This is a genomic window from Streptosporangium nanhuense (assembly GCF_059358815.1).
The window spans coordinates 558685-573389 of the sequence record NZ_JCADBG010000001.1 but is presented as its reverse complement, the minus strand read 5'-3'; the positions used below and the strand labels follow the sequence as shown (position 1 = coordinate 573389).

Genomic DNA, 14705 nt, shown 5'->3' with positions numbered 1-14705 from the left:
CTCTCGCCCGCCCAGGAGATCCCGGCCGGGAACCACGTCCCGGCGCCGTCGGGCTCCCAGGCGACGAACGCGCCGCCTTCCGTGCCCCGGGAAGTTCGGAGCATGCGGACGCCGCCTTCGCCTCGTTGCGGGCCCCGGAGAGGCCGCCCCTTAAATTGGACTTGCTAGTCCAATTTGCGGTGACATAAGACTGGACCATGCAGTCCAGTAAACCCCATGCTCCCCCGTCTCCGCCGGTGGCGCCGGCGCAAGCCCGCAAGGGGCTCGCCCCGGCACTCGTGATGCTCTCGGTGACGTCCGTCTCGTACTCGCTGGTGCTGTCGATGGTGAACCCCGCGCTGGAAACGCTGCGGCGGAGCCTGCGCACCGATCAGCTCGGGGTGAGCTGGGTGCTGACGTCCTATCTCCTCTCCAGCGCCCTGCTCACGCCCATCCTGGGCAGGCTCGGCGACCGCTTCGGCAAGCGCCTGCTCCTCGTGGCCGCCCTCGGCCTGCTGGTCGCCGGGAGCGTGGCCGGCGCCCTCGCGCACCAGCTGCCGGTGATGGTGCTCGGACGGGTGCTTCAGGGCGCCGGCGGCGCCGTGCTCCCGCTGGCCTTCGGGGTGATCCGCGATCTGGCGCCCGCCCCGCGGGTCGGGTCCGCCGTCGGCGTCGTGGCCGCCATGAGCTCGGTCGGCGGCGGGCTGGGAGTGCTCGTCTCCGGCCCGATCGTCGAAGGGCTCGGCGTCGCCTGGCTGTTCTGGCTGCCCGCGATCGCCAACGGCGTCATCGCCGTCCTGCTGTGGCTGACGATCCCGGACCGCGGAGCGCGGGCCGCGGGCGGGGTGAACTGGCTCGCGGCCGCGCTGCTGTCGGCCGCCCTGGTGTGCGTGCTGCTGCCGCTGTCCCTCGGCGCGGATCGCGGCTGGCTCGCACCGGGCACACTCGCCCTGTTCGCCGGCGCGGTCGTCTTCGGCGCGCTGTGGGTCCTCGTCGAGCTGCGATCGCGGACTCCGCTGATCGACATGACCGTGTTCCGCTTGCGGCCGGTCTGGACGGCGAACCTCGCCTCGCTGCTGTTCGGCGTCGGCCTCTACTCGGCGATGGGTTTCATCCCCTCCTTCCTCCAGGTCCCCCGGCAGGCCGGCTACGGCTTCGGCGCGTCCGTCACCGCCTCGGGCGTGCTGTTCGCCCCCATCACCGTCGCCATGTTCACCACGGGACTCCTGGCCGGCCCTCTCATGCGCCTGCTACGGCCCAAGACCGTGCTGGTGATCGGCGCGATCCCGCCCATCGTCGGCTTCGCCTGGCTCGCCCTCTCACACGACCGGCTCTGGGAGGTCGTCGTCGCCACCTCCGTCGGCGGGCTCGGCTTCGGGATCGCGCTCTCCGCCCTCTCCGCGGTCGTCGTGCACGCGGTCCCGGCCACCCAGACCGGAGCCACCGCGGGAATGAACGCGAACATCCGCACCATCGGCGGCGCGCTCGGCGCCGCCATGGTCTCCAGCATCCTCGGAAGCCATCGCGGCGCTCTCGGCCTGCCCGCCGAGAGCGGGTACACCATCGCCTTCGCCGCACTCGCGACCGCCGCGCTGGTCAGCCTGATCGCCTGCCTCGTCATCCCGACCGCGCTCGGCCCGGACGGCGCCGCACCGGAACACGAGACGCCGGAGCAGGAGGCCGCCGCGCTTCTCGACCGGCACAACCCGTTCTGACCCCCTCGACCCCGAACGAAAGGACGAACGAACCATGTCCGACAACCCGAGCGAGCGCGAGGCTCGTAACGACGCCCTCATCCGCGAATTCGTCGACGCCTTCGAGAGGAAGGACCCGGCCCTGCTGGGGAGGTACTTCGCCGACGACATCGTCTTCGAGAACTACGGCGACCCGGAACTGCGCGGCCGGACGAACCTCGTGAACATGTGGGCGAACGTCTTCCGCACCTTCGCGCAGGTCAGGTTCGAGACGCTCAACCAGGCCGTCAACGGTGACCTCGTCATCGCCGAGCAGATCCACGGACTGGGCCTGCCCGGCAAGGAGCTCGCCCCCATCAGGAACCTCGCCGTCTACGAGATCCGCGACGGCGAGATCGCCGCCTGGCGCGACTACACCAACCCGCAGAAGGCCGGCCGGCTTCTCGGCCTCTGACCGCGGGCGACCGGAAGAGACGACCAAGAGAGAAGACACCCGTGAGAGACCTGGAGACCCTCAACGCCATCGAGGACATCCGCCGCCTCGAGGCCCGTTACGCCCGCTACGCCGACCAGAGGCGCTGGGACGACCTCGCCGGCCTGTTCACCGAGGACGGCTGGTTCCGCCCCCTCGACGCCGAGGGCAACGAGCTCGCGAACATGGCCGGCCGACGGGACATCGCGACCCAGCTCGGCTCGCGCAACTCAGGCGACGTGCGGCTCGTCCACCAGCTGTTCACCCACGAGATCGACGTCGAGTCCGCCACGACGGCCACGGCCGTCTGGGCGATGGCCGACCTCATCTTCCGCGGTGACGGCGCCGTCCCCGAGCAGAGGCCCGGCGACGCCCTTCCGCCCTTCCGCACCATGCGCGGCTGGGGCCACTACCACGTCACCTACCGCAAGGACGGCGGCCGCTGGTTCATCGCCACCCGCGTCCTGAGCCGTACCCGGCTCGAGTTCGGCTACTGAGCCACCGACACGATCACGCAAGGAGCGACACCATGACCGACCTCGAGAAGGACCGCTTCCACATCTCGATCCCGCAGGAGACGATCGACGACCTCAGGGCCCGGCTGCGCGGCACCCGCTGGCCCGCGGACATCGACGAGAACGACAGTCACTACGGCACGAGCCTCACCTACATGAAGGAGCTCGTCGACTACTGGGCGAACGAGTTCGACTGGCGCGAGGCCGAGAGGAAGCTCAACGAGTGGGACAACCACCGGGTCACCATCGACGGCTCGCCCGTCCACTTCATCCGGAAGGAGGGCACCGGGCCGGACCGCATCCCGCTGATCATGACTCACGGCTGGCCGTGGAGCTACCGTGAGTGGACGAAGGTCATCGGCCCGCTCACCGACCCGGCCGCCCACGGCGGCGACCCGGCGGACGCGTTCGACGTCATCGTGCCGTCACTGTCGGGCTTCGCCTTCTCCACCCCGGCGAACCGGCCGGACATGAACTTCTGGAAAATGGCGGAGTTGTGGCACAAGCTCATGACCGAGCATCTCGGCTACGAGAAGTACGCCGCGGCCGGCTCCGACTACGGCGCCCTCGTCACCGGCCAGCTCGGCCACAAGTACGCCGGCGAGCTCCACGGCATCTGGCTCAGCCACCGCATCCACCTCGACATCTTCCAGGGTGACCGCCCCTGGGACATCACCGGCGGCGCCCAGGTCCCCGACGGCCTGCCCGGCTCCTTCCGAGCCGAGGTCGTCGACATGCAGCAGCGCTTCGCCTCCCACGTCGCCGTGCACATCCTCGACAACCAGAACCTCGCCTACGGCCTGGCCGACTCGCCCGTCGGCATGCTCTCCTGGATCCTGCGCCGCTGGACCAAGTGGAGCGAGTCGAACGGCGACGTCGAGAGCGTCTTCCCGCGCGAGCACCTCATCACCAACGCGACCATCTGGTGGGTCACCAACTCCATCACCAGCTCCATCCGCTCCTACGCGAACGCGAACCGCTATCCGTGGACGCCCTCGCACGACCGCACCCCGATCATCGAGGCACCGGCCGGCATCACCTTCCTCGGATACGAGAACCCGCCCGGCGTCTCCACCGAACAGCGTGTCCAGCACTTCCTCGACGACCCGCGCGAGAAGGACTGGTACAACCCGGTCTACCTCAAGGCGCACGAGCACGGCGGCCACTTCACCGCGTGGGAGAACCCGGAAGCGGTCGTCGAGGACATCCGCGCCACCTTCCGGCCGCTGCGGTAGAGCGGAGATGAGTGGGTCGCAATGTCCACTTCGGGAATCGCGGGCTGCTCCGACACGTCCGTCCGCGACCCCGCGCTCCGGCCGGTTCTCGGCGCGCCCGTGGCGATTTAGAAATGCTGGACCGCCGGGTTCGGGCCGGAGCTTTCTGCCTCGTCACACCGGCGGGGAGGCCGACGTCCGGCACGTTCCGTCAAGCGCTCGGCCAGCGCGGCCACGGCGTTCGCCAGGTCGGCAGGCTCCTGGTCGAGGTCCAGGACATGTGCGTGCACCCTGATGTCCGAGTTCTCGATCTGGTACGGCTCCACCGACGGCGTCCCGGAGGCGTAGACGAGATGCCCGTCGGTGAGACCGAGAGCGGTGCAGTAGGAGATCAGCTGAAACAGATGCCCCGTCGGCGGAGCACCGTCCAGCGTCCGGTATTTCGCGTCGACGACCGCTTCGGGCCGCCCGTCGCGATGGACGAGAATGTCGGGCCGGAAGAGCACCCGCTTCTGCCGATCCAGCCGGTGCCCCTGCTGGGCAGCACAGCCCAAGCCGTACGACGGGAGCACGGTGGTGAGTTGCCGGGCGAGGAAACGTTCGAAGATCTGGGCCATGTTCAGGATGAACCCGTCGATCTGTATCGCCTGAATCCCCTCCTGCTGAAGTGAGGCTCCGGAAAGGAGGAGTTCGGCCAGCCGGAGCGCGGGGACATATCTCTCGTTGAGCCGGGTCGGTCGCCACGGCGGCAGCGGTGCTCCGGGGCGGACGGGGACGACGCCGACCAGCCGCGCGCTCAGATGTCGCAGCAGCGCGAGCGTGCTGCCCGCTACGTCAGGAAGGGTCTGGGCGAGCTCGATCGCGCCGAGCAGGATCTGATTTTCTGGGATGTCCGCCAGGTAGTCGTCGTAGGCGACCTCGATCGCGGTGGGCAAGCCCATTCGGCGGCTCAGTTGGGCGCTGGTACGTATCCGGCCTCGCACGACGGTGAGTGCGTCCTCGCGGTAGACATAGCCGTGCAGAACCCCGCCGCGAAGCACACGCTCCGCAGCACGGGCGAACAGGGTGGTCAGGGCGGGGACGAGGAGGTCGTCGGTGGCGGCGGTGATCTGGCGGTTCTGCCAGATGTCGTCGTGTTCGAGCAGGCCGAGCAGCCGCCGGACAGGCAGTTTCGGCCGGACGCGCAGCTCGACGGCGCCGTCGCCGTGACCCAGCCGTACGGTCCCGACCCGCTGGCGTCCGGCGAGCCGCCACAGCCCACTCCCGGTCGGGGTGATGGTGACCAGGTCGGGAACTGTGGCCAGTGCGGCGACCTGCACCGGAGTCAAGGCCCGGGGCGGCTCGGCCGTGGCCTCCGCGAGATGAAGATGCAAAGTCACGGCAGAGTGTGGCCGATCGCGGTGAGCAGGCCCGGCAGGCCGTACTCGGTCTCGATGTCGTCGATCCTGCCGTAGAGCTGGTCTTCCAGCAGGGGAAGGATCTCAGCCGCCCAGATGAGCTCCAGCCCGCGCCGGGTGGCCACGCCGGGCGTCATCAGGTAGGAGGGGCCGACGGCGCGGTCCGGGTCGTTCAGGCGGCGGTTGACCTCCTCCAGCAAGAGCGCGGGCAGGACGGGAAGGCGCTCGCGCTCCAGCCAGCGGCGTAGCAACCCGTCGACCGGGGGCCGGTCAGGGGTCAGGGCGCGAAAGACGAACCGACGGCGCATCGCCGCGTCGATCAGTGCCACCGAGCGGTCGACGGTGTTCATCGTGCCGATGACGAAGACGTTCTTGGGCAGCCTGAACGGCTCGTCCGGCGAGTACTGCAGGGTGATCTCGTGGTTCCGGTACTCCAGCAGGAAGTACAGCTCACCGAACACCTTGGCCAGATTGGCGCGGTTGATCTCATCGATGACCAGGACGTACGGCCGATCCGGCTCCTTCTCGGCGGCCTCCACGGCGTTCTTGAACGGGCCGGGCACCAGGTCGAAGCCGATCGTGCCGTTTTCGCCGAGCCGGGGGCGGAAGCCTTCGATGAAGTCCTCGTACCCGTAGGAAGGATGGAACTGCACCAGGCTGGTGCGATCGGGACCGGCCAGAGCCTCGCCGAGCTTGGTGGCCAGGTAGGTCTTGCCGGTGCCGGGCGGGCCGTACAGGATCATCTGTCGTTTGGTGGTCAGCAGGTCGGCGGTCTCCCGCAGCCAGCCGAGCGGCATGAGCAGGTCGTCGGCGAACATCTGGGTCAGCGTCGGGACGATCAGGTCACGGGTCTCGTCCCGGGCCAGCACCTCGTCGGTGAGCTGTTCCTCCAGTCCGGCGCCGGTGGCCAACGCCGCGATCACGCTGGTCAGCTCGCAGATCACCATCGTGCTTTTGAGCTTGGCCTGGGCTTCCTCGGGGAGGGCCTGGCGGCTCACGGCGACGGGGTTCCACTCGACCGCGCGGCGGCGAGCCAGGCCACGGTCGGCGGAGTCGTCGTGATACGCGTCACCGGTGACGGTACCGACATAGACGGCGTCACCGTCGACGGTCGCGACGAGATCACCAGGTTGGAAGCCGCTGAGGAACCGCCACAGCTGCCCGGTCGCGGCGTCCTTCGCGCCTTGTTTGGCGTCGGGGATTCCGGCGGCGACAGCCTCCTTGACCTGCTGCCGGGACGCACCGGCCGGTAGTCGTTCGATGTCCGCGAAGCTGACCGAGCAGAAGCCCTCACTCAACCACAGCGGGATCGCGTTGACGCCGTCGACGTTGGCCCCGCGCACCAGCCAGCCCTTCTGCGGCCGTGGTGGCGCAGGCGGCTCCCAGCGCGACCGCCAGGGCTCGTCGTAGAAGTTGAACCGTCCGCCGTGTTCCGCTTCGATCCGCTGGCGAATGGTGTAGATGTCCCGGTCGAGATCCCCGGTCGGCTCGGTGAGCCGGTCGATGAAGGCGTCACGGATGAGCTGCTTGTTGCGCTCGACCGAGACGGGGGCGAACACATCGGGGAACAGCAGGAACAGCAGCACGTGGAACTGGGCGCGGGCCCGAGACTTGCCGTCGTAGTCGGTGAGCACCGATTCGGCCAGTTCCCGGAAGCGCCACGGATCCCGCAGAGCCGATTCCCGTTCCTCGGGCGGTAGCTTCACCAGCAGCCGCGTGAGGCGGATAAGAAAGGCGAACTGGGCCCAGCGGTAGTTGAGGAACGCCTGGCCCCCCTTCATGTAACCCGGTGAGGCCGCCGCGGCCAGCTCCTCGGGCACCTTCACCGGGAAGGACGCCCACGAAAGCACGCTGTCCAGGATCTCGAATTTACGATTGACACCGATCGTGGCCGGGCTCAGCGGCATGACGTTGAGATAGAGCAGCTCGGCGGCGAGCACGATCGCCTCGTCGCTGCCTTCGGCGATCTGCCGTTCGAGCTTGACCAGGAACTCGTCGGAGGACTCGTCGAAGTTCTCCACGAACCGGCGGAACAACTCGTCCGCCACCTCGGGAGTCCAGGTGCGCAGGCCAGGAGCGAATGACGACTGCCCGGTCAGAACACCGTTGTCGACCACCTGGCGTGCCGCACGGCACACGACCACGCCCTGCTTTCGATCCACATGATCCCCTTCCGCGTAACCTCGGCCCCTACATATCCTCACGTGGCCCGCAGGACGTTACGCAGGGTTGATCAGAAGGCGTTTCTCCCTCACCTCTGCGCTCTTGGCCAGCAGGCTCTACCTCCACCCGCACCGACCTGACCGGTGGAGAACCTTTCCCTCGACACAACAATCGAACAATTGTGCCAGAACACCACAATTAGGCGTTTCGACCAAATGCTCAAATATGACGAAATATCATATCTAAAGCTGCGGCACTCGTGTCACAAAGATCAAAATCCCCTTTGCGTCATTTGCTTACTTAGTTACCCAAAAGCACCCTTACTCCCGCGAGAGATTTCGGCCTGCCGACTGACGTTCATCCGACCTATATCGACAATATTTTCGAATACGTTCAATGAAACCGACTTTTCAAAAATGTCGGGGTATCTGCCTAACGTAAGTGGATACTCTTCGGCGAGTGGCGACTTGTGCTGATCACACACGAGATAGGTAGGACATGGAGCTGGATGACGCGAAGGATTTTCCGGCGGAGGCACGAGCGCGACTGGACCTTTATCGGTATGCGACCGCCGACAAGCACGCTCATGAGTACGTGGCGCTGATGCGGCTCTTCACCAACACCTTGCTCACGGATTTGTCGGCCACGGAGGCCGCCGCACTGCTGGAGGAGACCGGGATCACGCTGTCGGCGGACGACGTCGAAGACCGATGCCGGCGACTCGAGTCATGGGGAAACCTGGTTCGGTCGGTGCGCGACGCCCGGGTGGCAACCGTCTCCGAGTGGCTGCGATCCCGTTCCCGGTATCAGATCTCGAAACTCGGCGGCAGGGCGCACCGGCAGGTCGAGGAGCTGCTCTCCGCGACCGACGGAGCGCGAGAGGTGGCCCGTGAGTTGCTCGGGAGCACAGCCGAGATCCTCGACCACATCCTGGCGCGGCTCTCGGGCGGTCGGCGAATGGACGCCGAAGCACTGGCCGCCGATGTGACCACCGTCTTCAACAACCAGCGATTTTTCACCGAAAGCGTGCGAGATTTCTATGCTTATCTTCATCAAGTCATGTCCCGATATGACCTGGCGGGAGCCGAGTACGCGGCGTTCAAGACCCTGCTCCTCGAATACGTCGACCTCATATCAGCCGATGTCGCCCGGCACGCGCCCGCGGTCGCCGACCGGCTGGACAGAATACTTCCCGATCTTGACCGGCTTCTCGCGGTGCTCGCCGCACTTCCTGGACTGACCGGTCCCGATGGCAGCCAAGCCGAACATCTACCTGCAAGTCCTACCGGATTCAGTCGGAGCCCATGCCGCCATGGATGGCGCGTTCACCATATTGAATTTCCCGGATCAAAATGATCCGAGCATTGTTTACATCGAGACCGCGACAAGTGACCTATACCTGGAGACCTCAGAAGAGCTTGAGCACTACAGGCTCATCTTCGACCTCATACGCTCGTCTGCACTTGGCCCAGACTCGTCCGGGACGCGCCTGTCCAACCTGATAGATCAACTTGGTTAAGAGGTAATCGTGGATCTCCCCCAGCCCCTCACCTGGCGAAAGAGTCCCTGTTCCGGCTCAGGCGACAACTGTGTCGAAGTCGCGGCACTCCCCGGCGGCGGTCAGGCCGTGCGGGACTCCAAGAACCCCACCGGCCCCGTCCTGAGATTCACCCCGGATCAGTGGAACACCTTCATCAGCGGCGTCAAGGACGGCAAGTTCGACTAGCGAAACCGCTACGCGGGTGCGGCCGCGAGGAGTCTCCGAGCCAGAGCTTCCACCTCTGCAAGCAGCCCGGCCGGTGGCTGGTCGAGTTCGAGCGCATGCTGGTGGATTGGCTGCTGACCGAGCAGAGCAAGCGGCTCAACGAGCTGGTCGAAGGCGGCCCCGGTTTCAACGCCATAGCCGCCCTGGCCGCGGTGACACCTCCTGAGGCCGGAGCACCCATACGTCCGGCGAAGCCAATCTGCCCTGCAGACCTTAATCAGGGACAGCGGACGGCAGTTCATCTCGCGCTCACGCCCGGCGTGACCTGGCTCTGGGGCCCGCCGGGCACCGGCAAGACGACAACGGTCGCCGCCCTGATCTCCGAACTGTGCGCACGTGGGCAGCGGGTGCTGCTGGCGGCGCCGACCAACGCGGCCTTGGACGTGGCGATCCAGTCGCTGCTCAGGCGCCGACCCGGCCTGGCCGATGGTGCGCTCGTCCGGATCGGCCAGCCCGCCGACCCGTCCCTGACCCGCAAGGTCCTCGTCGAGGAGATCGCCGCTACCCGAGGGGCTCCCCTCGCCCAGCACCGCGTCGAGAAAGGCCGTCAGCTACGCGAATGCCGCAAAGATCTCAACGCGCTCAAGCAACGGGAGCTGACCCGGGCCGAGGAAACCGAACGGCTGCGGCTGGAGACACAGATCGCCGAGTTGCAGGCGCTCCTGCGTGAGCTGGACAGCAGACTCGGGCAGGTCCGGCGCCAGGTCTGCCGGGAGGCCACCGTGGTGGCTGCCACCGCTCACCAGCTCGCGCTGGAAACCCTCAAAAATCTCAGCTTCGACGTCGTGGTCCTCGACGAGGCGAGCATGACCACAGCCGCGCTCGCCATGCTCGTCGCCGGAGCGGGTAGCGGCCACACCATCATCGCGGGTGATTTCCGGCAATTACCGCCTGTGGTGATCGCCGACACTCCCGAAGCGCAGGAATGGTTGCGCCACAGCCCGTTCGAGAAGGCGGGCATCCCCGTAGCCGTGTCGGAGCGCAAGGATCCGCCTCGCCTGGCCGCCCTGACCGAGCAGTACCGCATGCGCCAGACCATCGGCGACGTCGTCAGCACCGCCTTTTACGGCAGCCGGCTTTCAACAGCGCCCGGCACGGCGAGCAGAACCGTCCGCAGCCGGGCGTCATGGGCCAAAGCCGAGCTCGTCGTCATCGACACCGCCTCCATGCGCAGCCGTACGGCACGCAGACAGGGCAGCCTGTCGCGATACAACCTCGCACATGCCCAGCTGGCCGCCTCGCTCACCAGCGGTGCCACCGCGACGGCAGCGGACCTCGGTCTGATCACGCCCTTCGCTCCGCAGGCCCGTCTGCTGGAGTCGCTTCTGCCAGAGGATCATCTGGAGGATTGGGCGGCCTCTACGGTCCACCGCTTCCAGGGTGGCGAAAGAGACATCGTCATCTACGACACCGTCGACACCGGCCGTGGTGTCTCACCGCTTAACCGCTGGTTCACCGAGGGCCATGCCGGCAGTGAGGGCGCCCGCCTGCTCAACGTGGCGGCCAGCCGGGCGCGTGACCACCTCGTGGTGATCGGTGCGCTGGACGCCCTGCACCACCGGTCTGTCGCCTCCCGTGACCCGGTGTGGACATTCTTCGCCCACCTCATCGACACCGCGGCACCGATGCCGTGGCAGACGGCGGTCTCTACCGGAGTGACCAAGCTCATCGATGAGGACCACGTGGAACGGATGCGGGCCGACATCAAACGAGCCGCGACGGTCGACATGTGGCTGCCTCACGGTTCCCATCACGCTCTGCCGTCGCTCCTTCCCGAGCTCACCTCCATCCACGGCGACGGCTCGCAAGCGGTGACGATCTGGATGGAACCGGAGCGAGACGGTTACCTGTCCGTCGAAGCCCTTCAGGCCCGGCGGGAGGGGGTCAACATCCGGCCCTGCCTGCCCATCCTCGAATCCAGTGCCATCATCGGCGACGTCGTCTGGTCCTCGTCGACATCTTTGCTCGGGATGGAGCCGGGGCTTGTGCTCCGTACCGAGCACCGTGCCTTCGCCGATGCCGCACGCCGAGCCCAGCGGCGGCGTTCCGGCGCGGGAGCCCCGGGAAGCGGGCAGCTCGGTGACGACTGCGGCCGCTGCCGCCGGATGCTGATCCGCTACGAGCAGGACCGTCGTGGCAGGACCGGTCTCCGTTACGAGTGTGCGGCCTGTGGGGTAAAGCACTGAATTCGCGTCGTCGATAAATGTCGGTTCCTCCGCCGAACCTTTTCCCCGATGGGGCCGATCCCGGGAACCGCCGTCCCGTGCCCGATCGGTCGGCACGTACCGCCGTGGCCGCTAGCATCGGGCGGAAGATCCTTTCCGTACGAGCCCGTTGGACGTGGTGAATGAGCGCGCACACTCACGGTTCCGGAAACCGCGGCGAGGACGACGCGCGGGATTCGATCTGGGACGTCCTCGCGCGGCCCTACTCCGGCGAGGCCGGGTCGGCTCCCCCGTGGATCGTCAAGTGCCTGGACGGCTCCAACGCGCCGGGGGACCGCGTACGCCTGGGCGATCCGGCGACCGGGACGTACGTCATATTGAGCAAGTTCATGGACAGGTACGTCTACGCGGAGATCTTCGAGGCGCGCGGGCTCTCCGACGTCCAGCGGGAGCGGCTCCAGGCACTGGGCTGGAGACTGGAGGCCACCGGGACCTCTCAGATCCGTCCCACCTGGGCCGTCGGCTGGACATGGTACGAGAGAGACCTGGAATTCCTCACGGGTCGCGCCGAGGCCGTCATCGGCGCGTTGCGTGACGTGCTCGCCGTGCCGCCGGAGCGGTTGCGCTGCTGCTCGTGGGGTGACGACGGCCCCTTCAACGCCCCGTACTTCCTGAAGGACCGCGACGAGCGGCCCACGGCCATCGGCGCTCCCGCCCGGTGCACCGAGTGGGAGGACCTGCGGCGGCGCCTGGACTGGGTGCTGCAGACCCTCCCCACCGAGAGCGCCGTGATCCTGACCGACAAGGAACGCGGCGGGGTGCAGTTCATGACGGATCACTATGGCTTCGCCGATACCGGCGCGCTCGACTACCGGCCGGTGTCGGCGGAGGAGCCGGATCCGGACAACCCGAGGACCGACCGCGAGCGGCGGATGTTCGAGATCGGCTGGACTCCGGACATGGTCACCGGGAAGTGCGTCAGCTGGACGATCGGCAGACCGGTCGTCTGGGCGGACACCGGGCCGCTGGCCACGCAGGCGGTCGAGGCACTGCGGGCGCTCGGTTTCCGCGACCCCTCGGAACTCGCCGTCAAGACCTTCCGCAACGGCATGGGCGACGAGCACGTGAAGTACGTCGCCGAGGAGTTGGGCATCCGCCCCGAAGGATCCTGACCCGCCCCCTTGGCCATGCGATAGGCAGACATGGGCGGGCAGGGCGCAAGCGACGACCGCCGTCGTCACCGTGTCCGTGGACGTGGCCCCCGGGCTTCGGGCGGCCGGGTGCCGCCGGACCCGGCGCGCACGCGCCGTACGAGGTCGCCGGCCGCCTCCGGCCACCGGGCGTGGTCGAAGGCGAAACCCGCTTCGAGCAGGCGGCCGGGGACGACCCGGCGGCTCTTCAGCAGGAGTTCGGTGTCCGAGCGCAGCGCGAACGCGCCGAGCTCGGCCATCCACCTCGTCGCGGGCAGGCCGACCCGGACACCCCACGCGGCGCGCAGCACGCGCATGAACGTGCGCTGCGGCAGAGGATCGGGGGCGGCGAGGTTCACCGGCCCGGCGAGGTCGTCCCGGCCGGCCAGGAACTCGACGGCTCGGACGAAGTCGCGGTCGTGGATCCAGGACACGTACTGCGCGCCGCCCGCGATCGGGCCGCCGAGGCCGAGCCGCGCCATCCGCAGCAGGACGTCGAAGACGCCGCCGCGGTCGGGACTCATCACCATGGCGGTGCGTAGGGCGACCTTGCGCGTGCGCGGGGTCTCGGCCCGCTCCTGCTCCCGCTCCCACGCCTTCGCGATCTCGACGCTGTAGGCCCAGTAGCCCGGGACGCCGGGTTCGGTGCCGCCGAGCACGCCGGTCGCCTCGTCGTTGGGCGCGTCGAAGCGGTGGGCGTAGACAGTGGCGGTGCTCATCTGCAGCCAGACCCGGGGAGGCCGCGCGGCGGCCGCGATCGCCTCGCCCACGACCCGGGTGGAGCGCACGCGCGAGTCCATCATGGCCCTCAGGTTGGCGGCGGTGTAGCGGCAGTCGACACTGCGCCCGGCCAGGTTGACCACGACGTCGCTGCCGTCGATCTCCCGTGCCCAGGGGCCCGGGGTCTCCCCGTCCCAGCGGACCTCACGCTCACGCGCCGGACGCCTGGTCAGCACCACGACGTCATGTCCCGCGGCCGTCAGCGCACGATCCAGGATCGCGCCCACCTGTCCGCTTCCTCCGGGTATCACTATTTTCATCGGACTCCCAAGGACGTGTGAGACCACCGTAGCGCAGCGCGTTGAACGCGTTCAAAAGAGGTTCACCGCCCGCGTACCGAACCGCGGAAGCGAGCTTGAGCGCGGCCAGGGCGCCGTTCACGATGACCCGGCCCTCGTGGAGGATCGCGATCCGCTCTGCGGGCTTGAGTTTGACGCAGCGTGAAGCTCAGGCTCGCAGGGCGGATTCGTCCGCTCAGTTCGCAGCGAAGCGCTCACCGTTCGACGCACCCGCTCGATTCGCGGCGAAGCGTTCACCGTCGGCCGACACGGTGGCGGCTCCGGTGGCGCGAGGACATGATGCTCGCATGCGGCCGACCTTCGTCCTCGTGCACAGTCCGTCCCTGGGCCCCGCGACCTGGCACCCCGTGGCCCAGCGGCTGACCGAGGCGGGATATCAGGCACAGGTGCCGTCCCTGCCGCACCTGGGCACCGGCAACCCGCCGTTCTGGCGCCGGATCGTCGACGCCGTCCGCGACGACCTCGGGCGGGTCCCGGCCGGCGGCCCCGTCACGCTGGTGGCGCACAGCAACGCGGGCCTGTTCCTCCCCGCGATCCGCTCGGCCCTCGACCATCCGGTGACCGGCTCGATCTTCGTCGACGCCGCGCTACCGGCCCGGGCCGGGACGACCCCCGTCGCCTCGCCCGAGAGGCTGGAGGCTCTCCGCCTGATGGCCGTGAACGGCGTGCTGCCCCGCTGGACCGACTGGTGGGACGAAGCAGACGTCGCCCCCCTGTTCCCCGATCCGCGGACGCGACGGGCGGTCGTCGAGGAGCAGCCCACGTTGCCGCTGTCGTACTACGAGCAATGCGTCCCGACCCCCGGCGGCTGGGACGACCACCGCTGTTCCTACCTGCTGTTCAGCCCCCCGTACGACGACCTCGCCGCCGAGGCGCGCGAACGCGGCTGGCGGGTGGCGCACCTGCCCGGCGCGCACCTCCATCAGATCGTCGACCCCGTCGGCACCGCCCGGCACCTCATCGAGTTCGCCGCCGAGCCCTGATCTGCTTCTGAAGCGGTCCCCGAGAGACGGAACGCGCACACAACCGGCACCGCAGGCGGAAAATGTCGGTGATCGTGGTTACGGTCCCG

Annotated in this window: 13 protein-coding genes; 10 read left to right on the top strand and 3 right to left on the bottom strand. The window is 68.0% G+C overall.

Annotated elements, in window-relative coordinates; all coding sequences use genetic code 11:
• The first annotated feature begins 197 nt into the window (after positions 1 to 197).
• From AC5L38_RS02375 to AC5L38_RS02360, 4 genes are read left to right on the top strand one after another with little or no spacing between them, the layout of a single operon-like run.
• Positions 198 to 1694 carry an MFS transporter gene (locus AC5L38_RS02375; protein ID WP_495241064.1) on the top strand — a complete coding sequence of 499 codons (1497 nt, stop codon included), beginning with the start codon at positions 198 to 200 and terminating at the stop codon, positions 1692 to 1694.
• 34 nt (positions 1695 to 1728) lie between these two features.
• Entirely contained in the window at positions 1729 to 2127 is a 399-nt protein-coding gene (locus AC5L38_RS02370; RefSeq protein WP_495241063.1) for a nuclear transport factor 2 family protein, read from the top strand.
• Positions 2128 to 2168: 41 nt separating this feature from the next.
• Positions 2169 to 2642 (top strand): nuclear transport factor 2 family protein, encoded by a 474-nt coding sequence (locus AC5L38_RS02365; protein WP_495241062.1) that lies wholly within the window; start codon positions 2169 to 2171, stop codon positions 2640 to 2642.
• 32 nt (positions 2643 to 2674) lie between these two features.
• Positions 2675 to 3895: an epoxide hydrolase family protein gene (locus tag AC5L38_RS02360; protein WP_495241061.1), complete on the top strand. Its 1221-nt coding sequence runs from the start codon at positions 2675 to 2677 to the stop codon at positions 3893 to 3895.
• Between the two features lie 107 nt (positions 3896 to 4002).
• On the opposite strand, the gene AC5L38_RS02355 is transcribed toward AC5L38_RS02360, so the two are convergent.
• Complete coding sequence (locus tag AC5L38_RS02355) at positions 4003 to 5253, bottom strand: McrC family protein (RefSeq protein WP_495241060.1); 1251 nt, start codon at positions 5251 to 5253, stop codon at positions 4003 to 4005.
• Positions 5250 to 7433, bottom strand: coding sequence for an AAA family ATPase (locus AC5L38_RS02350; RefSeq protein ID WP_495241059.1), 2184 nt, complete (start codon positions 7431 to 7433; stop codon positions 5250 to 5252). Before AC5L38_RS02350 ends, AC5L38_RS02355 begins: the two co-directional genes overlap by 4 nt.
• Positions 7434 to 7932: 499 nt before the next feature.
• Between AC5L38_RS02350 and AC5L38_RS02345 the strand changes: the two genes are divergently transcribed.
• The 5 genes from AC5L38_RS02345 to AC5L38_RS02325 all read left to right on the top strand — a co-directional run bounded on the left by AC5L38_RS02345 (position 7933) and on the right by AC5L38_RS02325 (position 12536).
• Positions 7933 to 8790, top strand: a complete 858-nt coding sequence (locus AC5L38_RS02345) for a DUF2397 family protein (protein WP_495241058.1) — start codon at positions 7933 to 7935, stop codon at positions 8788 to 8790.
• Positions 8684 to 8953: a Scr1 family TA system antitoxin-like transcriptional regulator gene (locus AC5L38_RS02340; RefSeq protein ID WP_495241057.1), complete on the top strand. Its 270-nt coding sequence runs from the start codon at positions 8684 to 8686 to the stop codon at positions 8951 to 8953. The genes AC5L38_RS02345 and AC5L38_RS02340 overlap by 107 nt, the downstream gene beginning before the upstream one ends.
• Positions 8954 to 8962: 9 nt before the next feature.
• On the top strand, positions 8963 to 9160 hold the full coding sequence (locus tag AC5L38_RS02335; protein ID WP_495241056.1) for a DUF397 domain-containing protein: 198 nt from the start codon (positions 8963 to 8965) through the stop codon (positions 9158 to 9160).
• Between the two features lie 95 nt (positions 9161 to 9255).
• Entirely contained in the window at positions 9256 to 11385 is a 2130-nt protein-coding gene (locus tag AC5L38_RS02330; protein WP_495241055.1) for a DEAD/DEAH box helicase, read from the top strand.
• Between the two features lie 161 nt (positions 11386 to 11546).
• Entirely contained in the window at positions 11547 to 12536 is a 990-nt protein-coding gene (locus AC5L38_RS02325) for a TY-Chap domain-containing protein (RefSeq protein ID WP_495241054.1), read from the top strand.
• Between the two features lie 65 nt (positions 12537 to 12601).
• Here AC5L38_RS02325 and AC5L38_RS02320 read toward each other — a convergent pair whose 3' ends face one another.
• Positions 12602 to 13594, bottom strand: coding sequence for an epimerase (locus AC5L38_RS02320; RefSeq protein ID WP_495241053.1), 993 nt, complete (start codon positions 13592 to 13594; stop codon positions 12602 to 12604).
• Positions 13595 to 13920: 326 nt separating this feature from the next.
• Between AC5L38_RS02320 and AC5L38_RS02315 the strand changes: the two genes are divergently transcribed.
• On the top strand, positions 13921 to 14616 hold the full coding sequence (locus AC5L38_RS02315; RefSeq protein WP_495241052.1) for an alpha/beta hydrolase: 696 nt from the start codon (positions 13921 to 13923) through the stop codon (positions 14614 to 14616).
• Positions 14617 to 14705 lie beyond the last annotated feature (89 nt).

Coding starts and splice junctions, on each gene's coding strand:
- AC5L38_RS02375 (WP_495241064.1), top strand. CDS start 198: ATGCAGTCCAGTAAACCCCATGCTCCCCCGTCTCCGCCGGTGGCGCCG.
- AC5L38_RS02370 (WP_495241063.1), top strand. CDS start 1,729: ATGTCCGACAACCCGAGCGAGCGCGAGGCTCGTAACGACGCCCTCATC.
- AC5L38_RS02360 (WP_495241061.1), top strand. CDS start 2,675: ATGACCGACCTCGAGAAGGACCGCTTCCACATCTCGATCCCGCAGGAG.
- AC5L38_RS02345 (WP_495241058.1), top strand. CDS start 7,933: ATGGAGCTGGATGACGCGAAGGATTTTCCGGCGGAGGCACGAGCGCGA.
- AC5L38_RS02340 (WP_495241057.1), top strand. CDS start 8,684: ATGGCAGCCAAGCCGAACATCTACCTGCAAGTCCTACCGGATTCAGTC.
- AC5L38_RS02330 (WP_495241055.1), top strand. CDS start 9,256: ATGCTGGTGGATTGGCTGCTGACCGAGCAGAGCAAGCGGCTCAACGAG.
- AC5L38_RS02325 (WP_495241054.1), top strand. CDS start 11,547: ATGAGCGCGCACACTCACGGTTCCGGAAACCGCGGCGAGGACGACGCG.
- AC5L38_RS02320 (WP_495241053.1), bottom strand. CDS start 13,594: ATGAAAATAGTGATACCCGGAGGAAGCGGACAGGTGGGCGCGATCCTG.
- AC5L38_RS02315 (WP_495241052.1), top strand. CDS start 13,921: ATGCGGCCGACCTTCGTCCTCGTGCACAGTCCGTCCCTGGGCCCCGCG.